General features: G+C 43.8%; 15 protein-coding genes. 4 read left to right on the forward strand and 11 right to left on the reverse strand.

Annotation, left to right across the window (positions count from 1 at the left end; translation table 11 throughout):
• Window positions 1-96: 96 nt before the first annotated feature.
• Window positions 97-1,578 carry a rhomboid family intramembrane serine protease gene (locus ACN0VI_RS11990; RefSeq protein WP_417446964.1) on the forward strand — a complete coding sequence of 494 codons (1,482 nt, stop codon included), beginning with the start codon at window positions 97-99 and terminating at the stop codon, window positions 1,576-1,578.
• 28 nt (window positions 1,579-1,606) lie between these two features.
• On the opposite strand, the gene ACN0VI_RS11995 is transcribed toward ACN0VI_RS11990, so the two are convergent.
• Window positions 1,607-3,052: a hypothetical protein gene (locus tag ACN0VI_RS11995; RefSeq protein WP_417446965.1), complete on the reverse strand. Its 1,446-nt coding sequence runs from the start codon at window positions 3,050-3,052 to the stop codon at window positions 1,607-1,609.
• Window positions 3,053-3,404: 352 nt separating this feature from the next.
• The gene (locus ACN0VI_RS12000) at window positions 3,405-5,408 is read right to left on the reverse strand and encodes a sodium-translocating pyrophosphatase (RefSeq protein WP_331889706.1); all 2,004 of its coding nucleotides are present in this window, start codon (window positions 5,406-5,408) and stop codon (window positions 3,405-3,407) included.
• Window positions 5,409-5,676: 268 nt separating this feature from the next.
• Here ACN0VI_RS12000 and ppa point away from each other — a divergent pair, with 268 nt between their 5' ends.
• On the forward strand, window positions 5,677-6,207 hold the full coding sequence (gene ppa / locus ACN0VI_RS12005) for an inorganic diphosphatase (protein ID WP_417446966.1): 531 nt from the start codon (window positions 5,677-5,679) through the stop codon (window positions 6,205-6,207).
• A 63-nt stretch (window positions 6,208-6,270) separates the two neighbouring features.
• Here the strand turns inward: ppa and ACN0VI_RS12010 are convergent, their stop codons facing one another.
• The 4 genes from ACN0VI_RS12010 to ACN0VI_RS12025 form a co-directional block, all read right to left on the reverse strand.
• Window positions 6,271-6,843 carry a hypothetical protein gene (locus tag ACN0VI_RS12010; protein WP_417446967.1) on the reverse strand — a complete coding sequence of 191 codons (573 nt, stop codon included), beginning with the start codon at window positions 6,841-6,843 and terminating at the stop codon, window positions 6,271-6,273.
• Between the two features lie 51 nt (window positions 6,844-6,894).
• Complete coding sequence (locus tag ACN0VI_RS12015) at window positions 6,895-7,455, reverse strand: RNA polymerase sigma factor (RefSeq protein WP_417446968.1); 561 nt, start codon at window positions 7,453-7,455, stop codon at window positions 6,895-6,897.
• A 386-nt stretch (window positions 7,456-7,841) separates the two neighbouring features.
• Window positions 7,842-8,864 (reverse strand): DUF2333 family protein, encoded by a 1,023-nt coding sequence (locus ACN0VI_RS12020; protein ID WP_417446969.1) that lies wholly within the window; start codon window positions 8,862-8,864, stop codon window positions 7,842-7,844.
• 42 nt (window positions 8,865-8,906) lie between these two features.
• Window positions 8,907-9,398 carry a copper chaperone PCu(A)C gene (locus tag ACN0VI_RS12025; protein ID WP_417446970.1) on the reverse strand — a complete coding sequence of 164 codons (492 nt, stop codon included), beginning with the start codon at window positions 9,396-9,398 and terminating at the stop codon, window positions 8,907-8,909.
• Between the two features lie 20 nt (window positions 9,399-9,418).
• On the opposite strand from ACN0VI_RS12025, the gene ACN0VI_RS12030 reads away from it, so the two are divergent.
• Window positions 9,419-10,153: a fumarylacetoacetate hydrolase family protein gene (locus tag ACN0VI_RS12030; RefSeq protein ID WP_417446971.1), complete on the forward strand. Its 735-nt coding sequence runs from the start codon at window positions 9,419-9,421 to the stop codon at window positions 10,151-10,153.
• A 293-nt stretch (window positions 10,154-10,446) separates the two neighbouring features.
• On the opposite strand, the gene ACN0VI_RS12035 is transcribed toward ACN0VI_RS12030, so the two are convergent.
• The gene (locus tag ACN0VI_RS12035) at window positions 10,447-11,340 is read right to left on the reverse strand and encodes an MBL fold metallo-hydrolase (protein ID WP_417446972.1); all 894 of its coding nucleotides are present in this window, start codon (window positions 11,338-11,340) and stop codon (window positions 10,447-10,449) included.
• A gap of 113 nt (window positions 11,341-11,453) precedes the next feature.
• Here ACN0VI_RS12035 and ACN0VI_RS12040 point away from each other — a divergent pair, with 113 nt between their 5' ends.
• Window positions 11,454-12,884: a M20 family metallopeptidase gene (locus ACN0VI_RS12040; protein WP_417446973.1), complete on the forward strand. Its 1,431-nt coding sequence runs from the start codon at window positions 11,454-11,456 to the stop codon at window positions 12,882-12,884.
• A gap of 48 nt (window positions 12,885-12,932) precedes the next feature.
• Here the strand turns inward: ACN0VI_RS12040 and ACN0VI_RS12045 are convergent, their stop codons facing one another.
• From ACN0VI_RS12045 to dusA, 4 genes are all read right to left on the reverse strand, one after another.
• Window positions 12,933-14,129 carry a phospholipase A gene (locus ACN0VI_RS12045; RefSeq protein ID WP_417446974.1) on the reverse strand — a complete coding sequence of 399 codons (1,197 nt, stop codon included), beginning with the start codon at window positions 14,127-14,129 and terminating at the stop codon, window positions 12,933-12,935.
• 147 nt (window positions 14,130-14,276) lie between these two features.
• Window positions 14,277-14,816 (reverse strand): SRPBCC family protein, encoded by a 540-nt coding sequence (locus ACN0VI_RS12050; RefSeq protein WP_417446975.1) that lies wholly within the window; start codon window positions 14,814-14,816, stop codon window positions 14,277-14,279.
• Between the two features lie 109 nt (window positions 14,817-14,925).
• Complete coding sequence (locus ACN0VI_RS12055; RefSeq protein WP_417446976.1) at window positions 14,926-15,795, reverse strand: hypothetical protein; 870 nt, start codon at window positions 15,793-15,795, stop codon at window positions 14,926-14,928.
• 85 nt (window positions 15,796-15,880) lie between these two features.
• Window positions 15,881-16,873, reverse strand: a complete 993-nt coding sequence (gene dusA, locus ACN0VI_RS12060; protein ID WP_417446977.1) for a tRNA dihydrouridine(20/20a) synthase DusA — start codon at window positions 16,871-16,873, stop codon at window positions 15,881-15,883.
• Between the last annotated feature and the right edge of the window lie 127 nt (window positions 16,874-17,000).

Genomic DNA, 17,000 nt, shown 5'->3' on the forward strand with positions numbered 1-17,000 from the left:
AAACGGCTCTATTGGAAAAAAGGGTTAATTTACTTTTAACAAGACAACCAAAATCAGTTAGAGTAAGCCCTTCGAGGGAAATGAATAACTAGAATAATGCTACTAATACCAGCCGAAAACCGAATTTCAAAGCAAAATCCGCCGATTTTGACCATCCTTATTATTCTGATAAACGTCGTCGCTTTTTTTTCATTGCAATCAAACGACGATGATATCTTTTATCAAGGTATAGATTTTTATATTGAGGAAGACATGCTTAGCCTCGAGCAGAAAGCGCTTGAGGACTACTCTTTTGAAGAGCGCGGTGACTTGTATGACGCATTGACCAATTCGAATATTCCTGATGAATATTTAGTACAGCATATTTTGCTCGACCAGAAGTTTGCCAAATACGTTAAGTCTCGTTCGGATTACTCAGTAGAATGGCGCGAGAAACGAGAAAAGCTAGAATCAATTCTGGCCGAAGCGTCTCTTTTCCAATACGCCTTCTTCCCTTCTGACCCGAGTCTATTTACAGCCTTTACCCACATGTTTATGCATGGCGATATAGGCCACCTGATTGGCAACATGATCTTCCTATTTTTGTTTGGCTACAACCTCGAATTATTAATGGGTCGCACCAAAATGTTCACCACTTACATCCTGTCAGGATTAGCAGCGGTGACCTTCTTCGCTATCACCACCGATGACAAGTTTGTGCCGCTGGTTGGGGCATCCGGTGCTATTGCAGGTCTGATGGGAGGATTTGCCGCCTGGTATGGATTGAAGAGTATTCGCTATTTCTACTGGGTTTTTGTGATCTTTAATTATGTTCGATTGCCTGCTGCCTTAGTCTTGTTTTATTGGCTGGCAAAAGAATTAGTACAGGATAGTATGAGCAGTGACAATGTTGCCTATATGGCTCACTTTGGTGGATTGCTGGGTGGCGCTATTTGTGTCTGGTTATTAAAGCTGATCAGACTCAGTCCTCAGGCAGCTACCACAACCACAGAGAACACTACTGAACTAATTGATGTGCCAGCACAAGATGACCAGGCTGCTCGAATTGATAATCACTATAAACAAGCGGTGGCGGCCACTCAGGGCTTAAATTTTGAACAGGCTAAAACTCATTTCTACGCGATTCTTCGCGATCAGCCACACAACAAAGATGTTTTAAGCCGCCTCTATAATTTAGAAAAAGCATCTCCAGAGTCTAGTTACTATGCCACTTTATGCGCCGATATTATGCAGGCTTCTGTACACAATGACTCGCTCATGCCCCTTGCAGAACAGTGCTTAAACGATCTTAAGCATAATGGTATCGGCTTTAAACCTATCCCAGCCAATATCTTATTGGATTTTTCCCGCAAGCAGGTGCGTCATAAAAAGACTGAACCTATCAAGCCGATTATCACACTATTGGTTCAGCACTATCATGACCTAGAAAAACTGCCTGATTTGCTGCTGCATTTTGCTTTTGCCGCCGGACAAAATGGTGACTGGCAAGGAAAGCAAAAAGTGTTAGGGTTTATTAGTCAAAAGTACCCCGATACCTTTGCCGGGCAAGAAGCAAAAAAAGCGCTACAGCAGGGTTAATCCTATAGCGCTTTAACTTTATAGCGATCTATGCGTTAGGTTTAAGCGACTGCTTCATATTCATGCAGATACCTAATAACCTTTCAGCTTCTATTTTATGGCTGCCGTGTGGGAATTTAGCGAGCAACTTCTCCAACAAATCAATTGCCTTATCATCATCGTTCATCACTTCGGCATAAAACTTAGCTTCTGCTGACAGTGCCTGAGCCAAAGCAGGATCCTGCTCAAGCTTTTCCTGCATATCGGTAGTCAATTTTTCTACGACTGGCAATAACTTCGGATTACGAATCGCCCCAATCAACACTGCGCGAGCATTAGCATTCATTGGTTTAAAAAGAGGCTCAAATGAATCAATTTCCTGGTACAAAGCTAACGCCTTGGGCGCATGTTTGAATAAGTCTTTTTGATCATAATAGGCACGCGCTGCCTTGACTGTCGCCACGGGATTATTACGTGCCATATTTAATTTAATTAAGCGCTCTAAAGCCAGCGAGCTGTATTGAGGATTTTTGGCAGTCTCATACAGCACAGCTTCTGCATCATCAAAGCGCCCTTCCTGGATATATACATCGGAATGCGCTAGCTTTCTAAGCTCTTCAACTTGCTGCACATTCTCATTATTCATAATTTGTTCGGCATTAATGCCGTAGCCAAGCTCGGCATGATACTGATAAACCACATAACCAAGCATGCTAAACATCATGATATGAAAGAAGCCAAGAGCCCCATAAATGAGTGGGTATGAAATGAACTCAGGTAGCCAGAAATAAATGGTGTTTTGGGCAAACTCTTGGCCAATTCCAATTAAATACACAAATAAAACCAGCAGTAAATAAGGCCAGCCGATACCTACAATAGTTCTGAGCAAATCAGCGGGATTTATAGCAGCTTCAATACTCCTTACCATGGCCAAGTTAATCATCATCGCTGGCAAAAAGAAACCTAATGCTACCCAAGCGCTCAATAAACCGATCCATCCGAATGTTACAGTAATCGTTATACCTGTACCTATCAAAAAAAGATAAAGTCCAATCACTTTACCTGTCATATTTGAAGAATTATTCAGGTTAACCTCATCATAGCTGGGTGCCTCGAAGTTACCTCTAGCTACTTTCGTTAGCACACTGAATACATAAGTGATGCCCACAGAGAAAAGAATTAACTTTAGTATTACATTAATTAACCATATCGGAATGAAGTTATTTATAACCCCCACCACAAAAGCCATAACCATAAAAACACCCAGAAAATTAATAGCATTCTTTTGAAATGGGTAACCATTAAATAGGCTTAGCTTATTCCAGAACGGTTCGACATGATCGCTTAATCCATAAGAATCCATGTGGTTTCGGCACAATAAACAGCGTGGAGAATGCATGCCAGGTTCAACATCGCAGCAGTCAATACAGAAGGGAGTATCGCAGTGATTACAATGCCACAAAGCTTTTTTGTGTAGATGATATTTACAGTTCATATCTAATCCTTGAACAATAATTTATAAGAATAATTGAGCTTTTATAATTATTTTTGAGGTGCGTTTAGCACTTTAGCAAAGGTTTAGCCAAATATGAATTTTCTGCGTGTATCGAATTGTAGTTACTGCTGGGAAAGGTATCGGGCAGACACATCGGTCTGCCCCTACCGCCCCTCACACATCGTTAACGCTGAGGGACAAATTGATTGAATTGCAGCACAAGATCGGAGAAGCGAAATATATTCGCCCTCTGGCACGGCAGATGGACTGGTTACTTAAGGATTTCACAAGATAGTGAATGACGAAAGTAACCCGTTCATTTAACAAAGCCAGAGGTAAATTTAGACGCTTCCTACAATAATGGGGCGATGACCAAGGACACGATCGCCATAACATTAATCAAAATGTTCATCGATGGCCCTGATGTATCCTTGAAGGGATCGCCTACAGTATCACCGACCACAGTGGCTGCGTGAACATCGGAACCTTTACCACCATGATTGCCTTTTTCTACGTATTTCTTGGCGTTGTCCCAGGCTCCACCGGCGTTGGCCATCATTAGTGCTAATAAGACTGCACTAACCAAGGCTCCACCCAACATGCCACCTAATGCTTCAGCACCTAGCAGGAAGCCTACCAATGGTGGGGCTGCTACGGCGATAACACCCGGTAGTATCATTTTCTTGAGTGCGGCATCGGTTGCAATGGCGACACATTTTTCGGTGTCTGGTTCTGCCTTGCCTTCCAGCAGGCCAGCGATTTCTCTGAACTGTCTACGGATTTCATGAATCATCTCAAAGGCTGCATCACCCACTGCGGTCATGGTAATTGACGCAATCAGGAACGGAATCAGGCCGCCGATGAATAACCCCATCAACACTTGTGGATCACCGATGTGCAAAATAAAGTCTTCTGCACCGTATTTGGCGTTCACGGTTTCAACGAAGGCCACGATAATCGCCAGCGCCGCCAAAGCTGCTGCGCCGATAGCAAAGCCTTTACCGATGGCTGCGGTGGTATTACCCAACTCGTCTAATGAGTCGGTAATATCACGCGTTTCTTTACCCAGACCACCCATTTCAGCGATTCCGCCTGCGTTATCGGCTACTGGTCCGTAAGCATCGATGGCCATTGTGATGCCGACGGTTGCCAACATACCAACTGCGGCAATACCAACACCGTATACTCCTGCCAGCTCGGTAGAAATAAAGATAATGGCGGCCAAGGTTAATACTGGCACGACGACAGATTGCATACCTACGGCAAGTCCTGAAATCATCACGGTTGCAGCGCCGGTTTCTCCCGACTTAGCAATATGACGAATGGGGGCACCTGAGGTGTAATACTCTGTGACCAGGCCAATAATGATCCCGCCCACGGCACCGCATAGTACTGCCAGCCAAACATTATTGGAGATTTCCATGTTTTGCAGTAAGAAATAAGCGGCTATAACAAACAACACCGCCGCGCCAATCGTACCCACACGAAGCGCTACTTCGGGCTTATTACTGGACATTAATTTGACCAGCATGATGCCTAAAATAGAACAGATTAAACCGACTGAAGCTAATGCCAGCGGTGCTGCCATTAATACATTTTGCGCGCCCAGATCGGAGGTAGCCATGGTTGCAGCAATCGCTATTGAGGCGATCATAGCGCCACAGTAGGATTCGAAAATATCCGAGCCCATACCAGCCACATCACCCACATTATCACCTACGTTATCAGCGATAACTCCAGGGTTACGCGGGTCGTCTTCTGGGATGCCTGCTTCGAGCTTGCCCACTAAATCGGCGCCAACATCTGCTGACTTAGTGAAAATACCACCACCTACACGACTAAACAGCGCTACTGATGAAGCGCCCATACCGAAACCATGGATATAGTGAGCCGTTTCTGGGTCACCACCGAAATACCAGTAAAGACCACCCAAGCCCATCAGGCCCAGCGATGCAACGCAAAGACCCATGATCGAACCACCAAAGAAGGCCACGCTTAACGCTTCGGCGGCGCCTTTGGTATGTGCGGCTGTAGTCGTTCTAACATTGGCTTTGGTTGCTGTGTACATACCGATATAGCCAGCCAAAGCTGACGATATCGCACCCACGGCAAATGCCAAAGCAGTGTTGCCGCCTAGCGGAGAAAGCCACAGTATAATAAACAAAATGCCCGCAAACAGTGCGAGCATTCGGTATTCTCGGTGCATGAAAACCATGGCGCCAGAGTGAATGGCGTTACCGATTTTCTTAATCTTGTCGTCACCTTCTGGATATCGCTTAACGACGAAATAAATGATAAATGCAAAAGCCAAACCTATTAAGCCTAATAGTGGTGGCAAGATCATGTTGTCTGTCATACATCCCCCATTGTCATATCGATTGTTGTATTTAATGCTGTATTGATGTTTATATCTTTGATTGTTATCGGTTTTTTACAAACCTCGAATTCAGTCTATAGCAGTTTTTCGGTTTGTACAATTTTTACGCAAGATGTTCACCGATTATTCAATTTATTTTGTGAACAAAGGCCGTTATAATACGCGCCCTTCGAACATTGAACGGTCTGAATGCCGCTTTGGCGCATCGTTCTTTTGGGTAAAACTCCTAACACTGAAAGGTAAAACAATGAGCTTGGACAATGTAGGCCCGGGTAAAAATGCTCCGGATGAAATTAACGTCATTATCGAAATTCCAGCACACAGCGACCCGATCAAATACGAAGTCGATAAAGAAACCGGCGCTTTGTTTGTTGACCGCTTCATGGCAACTTGTATGCACTATCCGACCAACTACGGTTATGTAAACAAAACATTATCTAAAGATGGCGACCCAGTTGACGTATTGGTACCAACACCTTTCCCATTGCTTCCAGGTTGTGTGATCACATGTCGCCCAGTTGGCGTTTTGAAAATGAGTGACGAATCTGGTGAAGATGCCAAACTTGTTGCTATCCCAACGGGTAAACTTAGCTCAATGTATCAAGGCATTCATGAAATTGAAGAGATTCCAGAGTTGTTACGCAACCAGATCGAACACTTCTTCGAACATTACAAAGATCTTGAGCCAGGCAAATGGGTCAAAATTGATGGCTGGGCAGGCTCAGAAGCCGCCAAGCAAGAAATCCTTGAAGGCATCGAAGCTTTTAAAAACAGCTAATCCGTTTTCAAGTTCCACAAAAAAGCCTGCTCAAAGCAGGCTTTTTTGTTTCTGGATGATGTATCAAGCAATAATCTTCTGCAGAAGATGTCTTTCTTTCTGATACATCTCAATTAACTGCTGTTGCAGCTGTAAATCATTCGGCTGTTGCTTAAGTGCCCCAGCATATTGTTGTTGTGCGCTTCGTAGGTCCTTTAAAGATTGACGTACTGCGGGGTCGAGCCCAACTTGTGATTGATCGAGCTGATAACCGAGCTTGGCATAATATTGGCTGTTGGCCAATTGCAAACTAGCTACTGTCATATTAAAACTCGAGTGGGATTGAGTGGCTGATTCAGTAATTGTTTCAACGAGCATCGACGATTCAGTGGAGTTCTGCTGCCACGGCGAAATGGTATAAAGAGTTACCGCCAACGCCAATACCGCTGCTGCAGCCATTGGTTGCCAGAATTTTCGATGTGTTGCTTGCTTCACCTGATCATTGTCGGCATTTGTGTCAGACCCAGTCGCAGCTTCGGCTTCAAGCTTTGCCTTGATCTGGCTCCAGCGATCTGGCGCTTCAATGGCATCAGGCAATTGCTGCAGGCGCTCAATAAGCGCATTAGTCTCTTGCTCTGTTAATTGTTTATCTGTCATACCATTACCTATTTAAATTACCTAATCAGATGTTCTAAGTACAAAGTTCAGTTATCGATCTAACTGCTCTTTGAGCAATACTCGTGCGCGGCTTAAATGCGCCTTACAAGTTCCGCTGGCGATGCCTAATGTATCGCCTACTTCTTCATGGGTCATGCCCATAAGATCATGCAGCAATAACACATTTCTAGCTTGGGCCGGCAATTTCACAATCGCCTTTTCCAAGTCAATCTGTTGCGGATGATGCGTTTCCGACAGCTCATCTTCAAAGGCCTGTTGCCAGTCCTGATCCGCATATATCTCAATATGGTTCTTACGTTGTTCGTTAAGCACTACATTGACCGCAATGCGGTATACCCATGTACTGAATTTACTATTGCCTGCAAAATTTGGCAGCGCCTGCCAGGCTTTAATAAAAGCATCCTGCATATGCTCTTCAGCCAGCGCTGGACGTCCTGTCATCCGTACACACAACAAATAAATCTTGTTGCTGAACAACCGATATAAACTCTCAAACGCCTGCATATCTCCCTGCTTCGCTAAAGCGACCAGCTGGGCTTGGTTATCTAAGTCCTTTTGTTCTATGGGCTGTGCTTGCAAGGTTATGATCATCGCTGAGTTTAATCTTTAGATGCCCAGTTTAGCAAAAGGGTTTAGTCACAGCCTATTAATCTTTTTGCACCGTTTGCAACGCAGTATCAAGGCAAGATAAGCACTGAAAGAAAAAAGGCCCTTGGGGAAGGGCCAAATGGGGATGTCACATTCTCTAATAAACAGCTCTCCAATAGAGAAAACAATTAGAGAATGACTTCACTTTCTACAGGGGGTAAAAGCTGAGCAATTCAAACAGCTTCAGAAGTGTTAGGAGGGAAACTCCTGAAACAATCTGTATTTACTCGTTTCAGGAGTTATTATGCGGCTTTAAAGATGATTAATAAAATTGATTGTCTTTATAAATTTAATAGCTTGCAGCTATAAAAAATAACTCAAATCATTGTCTAACCGCCTTTTAATAGATCAATTAAATCAATGGTTGCGGCATTGGCTCGGGAAATATAGGAAGACATCACCAACGAATGGTTAGAGAAGAAACCAAACTCATTACCATTCAATATCATTGGGCTCCAAATAGGCTCCTGGGTCGCTTCCAGCTCCATGATAATCTGCTGAAAACTGGTGCGCGCATTCTTATCTTCCAATACATGAGCAAAATCTTTCTCGATAGCTTTGAGTAATTGAATCTGTGCCCAGGTTGCGCCACGCGCTTCCCAGAACACATCGTCAACCTCCATCCACGGTGTTGTCACAGTAACAATCGAACTGGACGGTGTGGACTGTTCTGCTGATGCATCATTAGCCAAGTCGGTGTTGATTCTGGAACGGCCGACGCTGGCACTTAATCGTTGCGACAAGCCACCCAAGCGTTTGCTGACCAAATATAGCCATGAGCGAAGATTGTCGGAGCGTGCATAAAACTGAGTATTGGAGTCCTGCGGATCAGCCAAACGATCACGATATTCTCTTAACAGTTTAACGCCTTTGCGATATTCACGTTCCGCTCTTGGAAACATCCACTTTCTATGGTCAATGTTAAAAGCCGGCTCAGCGAACTTTAGCGATTCATCTTCAAGCGACTGCGACTGAGAGCGGCTAATATCGTTGCGAAGTACTTGAGCTATATCACGAATCTGCACCAAAGCGCCAAATTCAAAAGCGGGCATATTGTCCATAAATACACTTGGTGGCATGATGTCATTACTTAAAAAACCACCGCTTTTATTCAGCAGGTTTTCGACAATTTGCGCTGTGGTTTCTACCGTGACGTAACCGCGTGGAACCTCTCCTGTGTAACTTTGCTCAATCGCATTGATATCAACCGGATCAGGCTCTGAACTCCAGATAAAGATAAACACTAACATCAGTACCAGCAGTACAATAATAGTGGCCAAGACAGCAGACCATTTTCTTCGTCCGCGGCCATTACCGGTCACTTCATCAAACTCACGATTAGATTCACTCATGTTTAACCTTTCCCTATCAATTAACCGACGTTTGTTCTGATATTAATTAGCTTGGCGGACTTTAAATGCAACCTCAAGAGGCTCCCTGTCCTTAAAGTGTAAACGAATATTATAACTGTTGCCTTCAACAAGCGGCTCGTTCACCCCCATAATCATGATGTGCTTCGCGCCCGGCTGGAAAACCAGTTCATTATCAATAACTAGCTCATCCAGGTGCTGCATCTTAGCCATGCCATCGACCACTTTTGACTCATGCAACATGGCATATTTGGCCCAATCTAACGACACATCCTTTAACACAATCGGTGAGTCTGTATTGTTTTTGATAGTCACAAAACCAGCGGTACTTTTAACACCTTCCGGCATCAGACGTAACCATGGGTCAACTATTTCAATTTCTGGTTTCGGTTGCGAACAGGCAGTCAAAAAACCTACACAAATAACGAAAACTAACGATAATGTCTTAAACAGGTTCATAATCAGCTTTAAATTGGAAAATTCGATGTGATGCGAGTATTGTACTGACAAACTCATATTAACTCTATGACCAACTGATGAAGACCATAATTGATCCCGCCGCCATTCCAATGATTCCTGTTATCAATGTGATTGATTCCGATAGTGATGAAGGCTTTTCAACCGGTTCCGAACCGATTTATGACAGTCAATTTCCAGTAAGAAGAATTTATTGCGTAGGACGCAACTATGCCGCCCATGCGCGTGAGATGGGTGATGACGGTAGAGAAGCTCCTTTTTTCTTCAGCAAGCCCGCAGACTCTATTGTCGTAAACCCGAAAAAACTGCCCTATCCTCGCATGACCAATGACTTACACCACGAAGTAGAGTTGGTAGTTGCCATTGGCGAACCAGCTGATTCGGTGTCCGTCGAGCAGGCAGAACACTGTATTTTAGGCTATGCGCTAGGTATTGACCTGACTAAGCGTGACTTACAAGCCGAAGCCAAAAGCAAAGGGCGTCCCTGGGACTTAGCAAAAGGTTTTGATCAATCTGCACCCATCAGCTCAATCATTCTTAAAGAAGAATTAGGCTTAGTGACTTCTGGCAAAATATCCTTATCCGTTGATAACGACATCAGGCAATCGGCAGATATCAGTGACATGGTCTGGTCAATCCCAGAAGTTATCAGCGAACTGTCAAAGCACATAGCTTTGCAGCCGGGAGATTTGATTTTTACTGGCACACCAGAAGGTGTTGGCCCGATCCAAAAAGGGCAGTTGGTTCAGGCAGAAATGCTGAATCGATTGAAGTTAGCGTTTACGATTATTTAATAAATTTATGTAGGTCGGATTCTTAAGTAAGGGCGGTTTATAAACCCGCCCTTTTTTAAAAGACGAAGAGCAGATTCTGAATTAAATTCAGAATGACATGCCTTTTATAGTTTTCTAACTTGTAATTATCCGAGTACATTCGAAAGAAGAGTGATATTTGGAGTTATACCCAAAGAAATGGCACCAGCCCAGAGGTTTGTCATTCTGACGAAAGTCAGAATCTGCTCTTAGCCTTCAAAAGCCCAATAGGTAACATCCAAAAAATATACTTCTACCTCTACATGGTCAGCAAATCACAACGTATGGTAAATAAAGGTGACGATCTGATCCGGTTTAATAAAGTTTTTGCCATTCTCTTCATCGTATTTTGCGCTTGGTTTTTCCGCTAACACTTCTTCCAGACTCATGCCTTTGTCTTTCAACTTTGCGACAGAGCTACGTAAGTCTTTTAGCATAGCCATAAACTCCGACAACTCCTTTTTATTCGACATTGGGCCATGGCCTGGAATGATCTGCGTGTCGTCGTTGGCTAACGATAAGCCTTTTTCAACCGCTGCAATGTAACCATCGACAGTACCGCCGCTGCTGACATCAATAAAGGGGTAACCAATATTGAAGTAGGTGTCGCCCATGTGTAAGACGTTATCTTTGGCAAAGTAGATAATTGCATCACCGTCGGTGTGTGCTTTGGCGACATGATACACGCGCATTTCATCACCATTAAGGTGTAAGCTCATTTCACTATCAAAAGTCACAACCGGTAATGCTGCTTCTGGTGAAGGCTCAACTTTACGGCCCAGAGCTGACATTTCAAGTCCTGTGCTCATACGCTGTCTGACATTATCGTGGGCCACAATCACTGTACCGCTTTTAGCAAAGTTTTCATTGCCGCCAATATGGTCGCCATGCCAGTGAGTATTGATTAGAAAGCTCACGGGCTGATCAGTAATTCCAGCAATGGTAGCCTTAATTTTATCGCTCAGTGGCGCGAACTGGTCATCAATCATATAGACACCATCGTCACCAACCGACAAGCCAATATTGCCACCTTGTCCAAACAACACATAAATACCATCCGTTAACTTCTGTGCTTTGATTTCGACTTCATTTTTTGAATCCGCATGAGCAAAAGTCTGGCCGCTAAACACCAGCATCAAGCTCATTGCAGTAACTGTTCTTATAAACATACTTCCCTTAAACATAGTCTTACCCCATATTTGTTTACATTCGAGCTCTACAGTTTAACCGAAACTTATGTAAAATAATTGTGAACAGGCCCAACAAACATTAAGAGACTTTTATGGATACCCAGAAGGCACAAGAGTTTATCGATAAAAAATGGGACGACGAGATTGTTCCTGAGTTAATTGAATACATCAAAATCCCCAACAAATCCCCCCACTTTGATCCTAAATGGGATGAGCACGGCTATATGGAGCAGGCGGTGCAGCAGATCGCTAACTGGTGCGATGCCCAGGACATTCCCAATAAAACACTGGAAATCGTGCGTATTAAAGGTAGAACACCGATTATATTCATGGAAATCGCGGCCAGCGATGGCACCAATAATCCAAGTGATGACACCATCCTGATGTATGGACATTTAGACAAGCAGCCTGAAATGACGGGCTGGGAAGAAGGTTTGGGGCCGTGGATTCCGGTCATGCGCGATGACAAGTTATATGGTCGTGGTGGCGCCGATGATGGTTACGCAGCTTATGCATCATTAACAGCCCTGATGGCCATTCAAAAGCAGGGATTACCACACGCGCGCACCGTAGTGATTATCGAAGCCTGTGAAGAATCCGGCAGCTATGACCTGCCCTATTACATTGACCAGCTGCGAGATCGTATTGGCGAACCCTCATTAGTCATTTGTCTGGATTCTGGTGCAGGTAATTATGAGCAACTATGGTGCACCATGAGTTTGCGGGGCATGACCAGCGGCACCTTGAAAGTTGATGTCTTGCGTGAAGGCATTCACTCAGGCATGGGCAGTGGTGTGGTTCCTTCATCCTTCCGAATTATCCGCCAACTGCTTAATCGTCTTGAAGATGATAAAAGCGGTCGCCTTTTGCCCAAAGAATTTTATGCTGACATTCCTCATCAGCGATTAGAGCAAACACTCAAAGTTGCCGAAGTGTTGGGTGATGGAATTGTCGAAGCCTATCCGTTCGTTGAAGCCGTTGAGCCGATGGCAGAAAATAATTTCGAACGCTTACTTAATCGAAACTGGCGACCAGCGCTATCGTATACCGGTATTGCGGGTATGCCAGAAATTGAAAATGCTGGTAATGTTCTGCGCCCAACTACTTCGATAAAACTATCGTTACGTTTGCCACCCACAGCCAACAGTAAAAAAGCGACAGAAGCATTAACCAAAATTCTAACCGAGAACCCACCGAGTGGTGCCAAAGTAAGTTTCGAACCGGATCAGGATGGCGATGGTTGGAATGCACCCGATGTTGCACCCTGGTTAGCCGAGTCGTTAGCGCGTAGCTCCGAAAAGGTTTATGGCAAACCCGCCATGTATATGGGTGAAGGCGGCACTATTCCATTCATGGGAATGCTAGGCGAGAAATTTCCTAAAGCACAGTTCATGATTACCGGCGTGTTAGGACCTAACTCTAATGCGCATGGCCCAAATGAGTTTTTGCATATTCCTTTTGCAAAAAAACTCACCACCTGTGTTTCGCAGGTAATAACCGATCACTTCAATCGCAAAAAGTAACAACTAATAAAAAAGGCGCTCAATGCGCCTTTTTTTACATACCCATTTTTATAACCAATCTGTCAACACAAACCCAACCCCTAAACGGTTCACATGACGGTTATAATCAATCAAACTTTCACCATAGCCATTGAAATATTGAACATAGCCACGTAATTTTCCGTCGTCATCTAATGGGAATGTCCAGTCTAACTGCACAGAACCTTTATTATCGCTACGCAGGTTATTTCGGATCATGATTCCAAAGTTTTGTTCATCCCATTTATAAGCAGAATACAGCTCGAAGTAACCCATGTAATCATCTATATCGGGGTTATCGTCACCATCAGGTTGTAAGGGGTCATCTTTACGCTCCTCTGGAATACGCCACCAAGGAGTAAACAACACCACCCACCGTTCTTTCTCAAAAGCCATTCGCGCATACAATCGGTTCCAGCTACGTGATTTTAATCCACTTTGGCCATTTGACTGATGAGAAACACCAGTTGAGAATATTGGAATTTGCCAGCCCCCAACTTTCCAATCGGTAGCCCAAGTCGCAAAGATCTCGGGCTCATGATTAGTTTCACGGAATGGGCTGGACACATCAGAATTATATGCCTGCCAGTAGGATTGTCCGGTATAAGCAAAGAATAATGCGCTGTTCTCTCCAAATGGTTTTTCCCATATAGGTGTTTTGAAACTTACTTGAAACTTCACCTCGATATTATCGACCTCCCGATCTTCCCCAATTGCATCCAAACTCGCCTGGTTAGGCCTATTATTAAACGTCACTGGCAACAAATAGTTGGGTTTATGGGGCAATATTGCAAAACGATTGTCACTGGCACGGTACTCCAGTCTTAATCGTTTCTTAATAACATCAGAGTCTTCTTTTTCAGGTTTGGTTGAGTCGCCTTGACTTCCTTTTGTGAAACTATCGTCAGTAAGCAATTCTTTACTTGGACGATAAATAGCTAGATTACTATCTTTAGAACAATGTGCTCGAATTTCCGAGATAGGGGTGTCTTTATCGCGTTGATCAAACTCCTGCAAAACACAGCGGTCATAGTCTTCCATCACACGCTGCAGGGTTTCTTTTGAATGGTCAAAAATATCTTTTTTTTCCTCAGGCTCTGTAGCGGGTTGCTCCTGAGATTCCTCTGTTTTAGAGCTATCCTGCTCCCCTTGTTCGGCAGCAAAAATTGGAAAAGAATTGAATATTAGAAATAGGGCGCACACTAAAACGAAAGGTTTAGACTTCATGTCATTATCACTAAGTTGTAGGGTTGTATTGTTGAAAATTGTAGCAGATTAAAATGAAGCCGGCAGGAATTGTTTTGATAAGTGGGAACAATGACAATAAGCTAAATAGGTAGCCTCTATCAAGAGGCTACCTACCTAACTTATCATCTACCCCTCCACCACATCTTTGAGGTTATCTAGCCCTTTCTCATACTGCGGGCCAATAGCTTTTTCCATTAAGAAGAAACCCATATAACGGGCAATTAAATCATTTCCAAAGTCAGCATCAAGTGTCCAGGTCACTCGTGTTTCTGCATAGGAAATCTCTTCAAGGATGAATGAGCTTTCTGCTGGAGTTTGCTCCTGACCAAACTTCATTTCAAATTTGACCAGGTTCGGATAGTTACTTTCAACAATTTTGTAAGTACCGGAGCCGACCTCTTTCATCTGACTATCCCATGCCATAGTCGCACCTACGCCACTTTGGGGCCCAGTAAATGAGTATGATGCATTGGGGTCGATATCAGACCATGGTGACCAATTATTAAAGTTTTTAAGGTTATTGACTTGATTGAAAACGGTGTCTTTGGTTGCGGCAACAGTAATAGAACGCTCAACGTGTCGCGTTTGCGGCAAGAGGAAACCAACCACTACAAGAATCACTGCTAGAACAGCAATAATGATTAGCAACCATTTAAGAAACTTCATAGAACCTCCAACATTCAGGGAGAGTTACTACTTTAGCTCAGATTAATGCAAATATGCAAATTTAGTGACGTGGTTCACGTTTTAGTGAACAGATGTGCGCTGACTAACCTTAACGCAGATGGCACTCCAGATAGGCATTTCCATACTCTTCTAAATCCCCCTGTAGATAATCAGGGTAAATTTCAAAACCATAGTATTCGCGATCATGTTCCCATCGGGCCTTAAGCTCCTGATACATCTTCTCCGCGTCAGATTCTATTTGTTTCCTAATCTCAGCATAGTCTTCACGGTCTGCGTAAAGTCTTTGAATACTATCTCTCCAACCAACAGAATCTAAAAACATACTTTTCAAAGCTGCATCGCTCTGATGAATATCAACCTGTAACTTTTCATAGGCTAAGCTTTTTGCAATCAGCTCTCGAATAACAGTCTCGTCACCAGAGTTTGTATTCAATCGATTACCTGCCATATCAAGCAGCAAAGTCATCTCAAAAATAGCCCCGACCTTCCCAAAAATCGCTGCTTTATAAAGATAACTCTCACCTTCGCTGATTCCCTCAAGATCAATTTTATGATTATTCACGATATCTTTTGTTTGATCCGAGTTTCGGTATCGGCTATCAGGGCCTGAGATTCTAACCCCCAAAGCCGAATACCAAATTTTCTCTGAGCCATAAACAATCATAGCTTTGGAGTCATTTGAATCAGCCAACACTTTCAAGGTTTCAAAAGGCATTCCTTGATAAACACCCTCTCCTGCAAGTTCATCCTCACTAAGGTAAAAGTCCTGAATCGTTTGGTTCAACCGCTTATCAAGCTCTGGATACTGCTCTGCGAGTTGCTCTTTACACACATTGGAAGGAACTTGCTCTATGGTTTCTTCTGGCGCTTCATGTTCAAAAGAAGGAGGAGCAGTTTCTAGTGTTTGAACTTCGGAGGTTTGATAAGGTGAAGCTAAGTCAAGCTCAGTTGCTTCCATAGACGACTGCTCTAGCTTTTGAACTGGAGTTAATAAAGGCTCACGTTTAAACCAGATTAAAAACATTACGGTGATGATTACCAGACTAACTAGCAGTATCAAGTTCTTCTTCATAAATCGCTAAAGCTCCTTCAAGCACTTCTAATCCTGCGCCTTTTTTGTAGGCGTTTTCACTTAAGTAACGGCGCCATAATTTGCCTTTGGGCTGGGCAAAAAACAATCCTAATATATGGCGGGTCATGTGTCCTAGATAGACATCCTGGTCCAACTGACTCTGTATATAGTCCATGTATTCACGAGCGATTTCAAAGCGTGTTGGGATGTCGTTGTGTGTTCCGTAAAACTGGTTATCCGCTTCAGACAGGAAATAAGGGTTATGATAAGCCTCGCGGCCAATCATGACGCCGTCAGCATGCTGCATGTGTTCTTCGGCTTGCTCAAGCGTGGTGACACCACCATTGACGATGATTTCCAGCTCTGGGAAATCTTGCTTAATCTGATAGGCCACGTCGTATCTAAGCGGTGGGATTTCACGATTTTCTTTTGGACTTAAACCGCTGAGCCAAGCTTTGCGCGCATGAATAATAAAGGTTTTAACACCTGCAGATTGGACAGTATTAACAAAACGATGCAAGTGTTCATAAGAATCCAGATCATCAATCCCGATGCGGCTTTTCACCGTAACCGGCACGTCCACCACATTAGCCATCGCTGACATGCACTCGGCCACCAGTTCGGGTTCAGCCATAAGACAAGCACCGAAACGACCATTTTGCACGCGGTCACTGGGGCAGCCGACGTTCAGATTGATTTCATCGTAACCAAAGTCTTCGCAGATTTTAGCGCAATGAGCTAAGTCTTTCGGATCGCTGCCACCGAGCTGTACGGCAACCGGATGCTCTTCCTGATTAAATTTCAGGTGGCGTTCAGCCCCGCCATGAATAATGGCACCTGTAGTAATCATTTCAGTGTAGAGCACCGCATGCTTGGTGATCAGACGCATAAATCGTCGCTGATGACGGTCGGTCCAATCCAGCATGGGAGCGATACAAATTTTGCGATCTAAGGTTTTTTCCACGATTCGATTACTATTAGGCGTTTGCGCTTTGGGGCGCTATTATATGATCCTTTGCTTTCAGACCCTAGTTTTGGGCACTATTTTCTTAGGGTTTTGTTGGTTTTGGGTTTTAGCATATTTTAATATC

Source organism: Kangiella sp. (assembly GCF_048265365.1).
GTDB lineage: Bacteria > Pseudomonadota > Gammaproteobacteria > Enterobacterales > Kangiellaceae > Kangiella.

What these genes read in the sequence shown, in the direction of transcription:
- ACN0VI_RS11990 (WP_417446964.1), top strand. Translation starts at nt 97, where the DNA reads ATGCTACTAATACCAGCCGAAAACCGAATTTCAAAGCAAAATCCGCCG.
- ACN0VI_RS11995 (WP_417446965.1), bottom strand. Translation starts at nt 3,052, where the DNA reads ATGAACTGTAAATATCATCTACACAAAAAAGCTTTGTGGCATTGTAAT.
- ACN0VI_RS12000 (WP_331889706.1), bottom strand. Translation starts at nt 5,408, where the DNA reads ATGACAGACAACATGATCTTGCCACCACTATTAGGCTTAATAGGTTTG.
- ppa (WP_417446966.1), top strand. Translation starts at nt 5,677, where the DNA reads ATGAGCTTGGACAATGTAGGCCCGGGTAAAAATGCTCCGGATGAAATT.
- ACN0VI_RS12010 (WP_417446967.1), bottom strand. Translation starts at nt 6,843, where the DNA reads ATGACAGATAAACAATTAACAGAGCAAGAGACTAATGCGCTTATTGAG.
- ACN0VI_RS12015 (WP_417446968.1), bottom strand. Translation starts at nt 7,455, where the DNA reads ATGATCATAACCTTGCAAGCACAGCCCATAGAACAAAAGGACTTAGAT.
- ACN0VI_RS12020 (WP_417446969.1), bottom strand. Translation starts at nt 8,864, where the DNA reads ATGAGTGAATCTAATCGTGAGTTTGATGAAGTGACCGGTAATGGCCGC.
- ACN0VI_RS12025 (WP_417446970.1), bottom strand. Translation starts at nt 9,398, where the DNA reads ATGAGTTTGTCAGTACAATACTCGCATCACATCGAATTTTCCAATTTA.
- ACN0VI_RS12030 (WP_417446971.1), top strand. Translation starts at nt 9,419, where the DNA reads ATGAAGACCATAATTGATCCCGCCGCCATTCCAATGATTCCTGTTATC.
- ACN0VI_RS12035 (WP_417446972.1), bottom strand. Translation starts at nt 11,340, where the DNA reads ATGTTTATAAGAACAGTTACTGCAATGAGCTTGATGCTGGTGTTTAGC.
- ACN0VI_RS12040 (WP_417446973.1), top strand. Translation starts at nt 11,454, where the DNA reads ATGGATACCCAGAAGGCACAAGAGTTTATCGATAAAAAATGGGACGAC.
- ACN0VI_RS12045 (WP_417446974.1), bottom strand. Translation starts at nt 14,129, where the DNA reads ATGAAGTCTAAACCTTTCGTTTTAGTGTGCGCCCTATTTCTAATATTC.
- ACN0VI_RS12050 (WP_417446975.1), bottom strand. Translation starts at nt 14,816, where the DNA reads ATGAAGTTTCTTAAATGGTTGCTAATCATTATTGCTGTTCTAGCAGTG.
- ACN0VI_RS12055 (WP_417446976.1), bottom strand. Translation starts at nt 15,795, where the DNA reads ATGGAAGCAACTGAGCTTGACTTAGCTTCACCTTATCAAACCTCCGAA.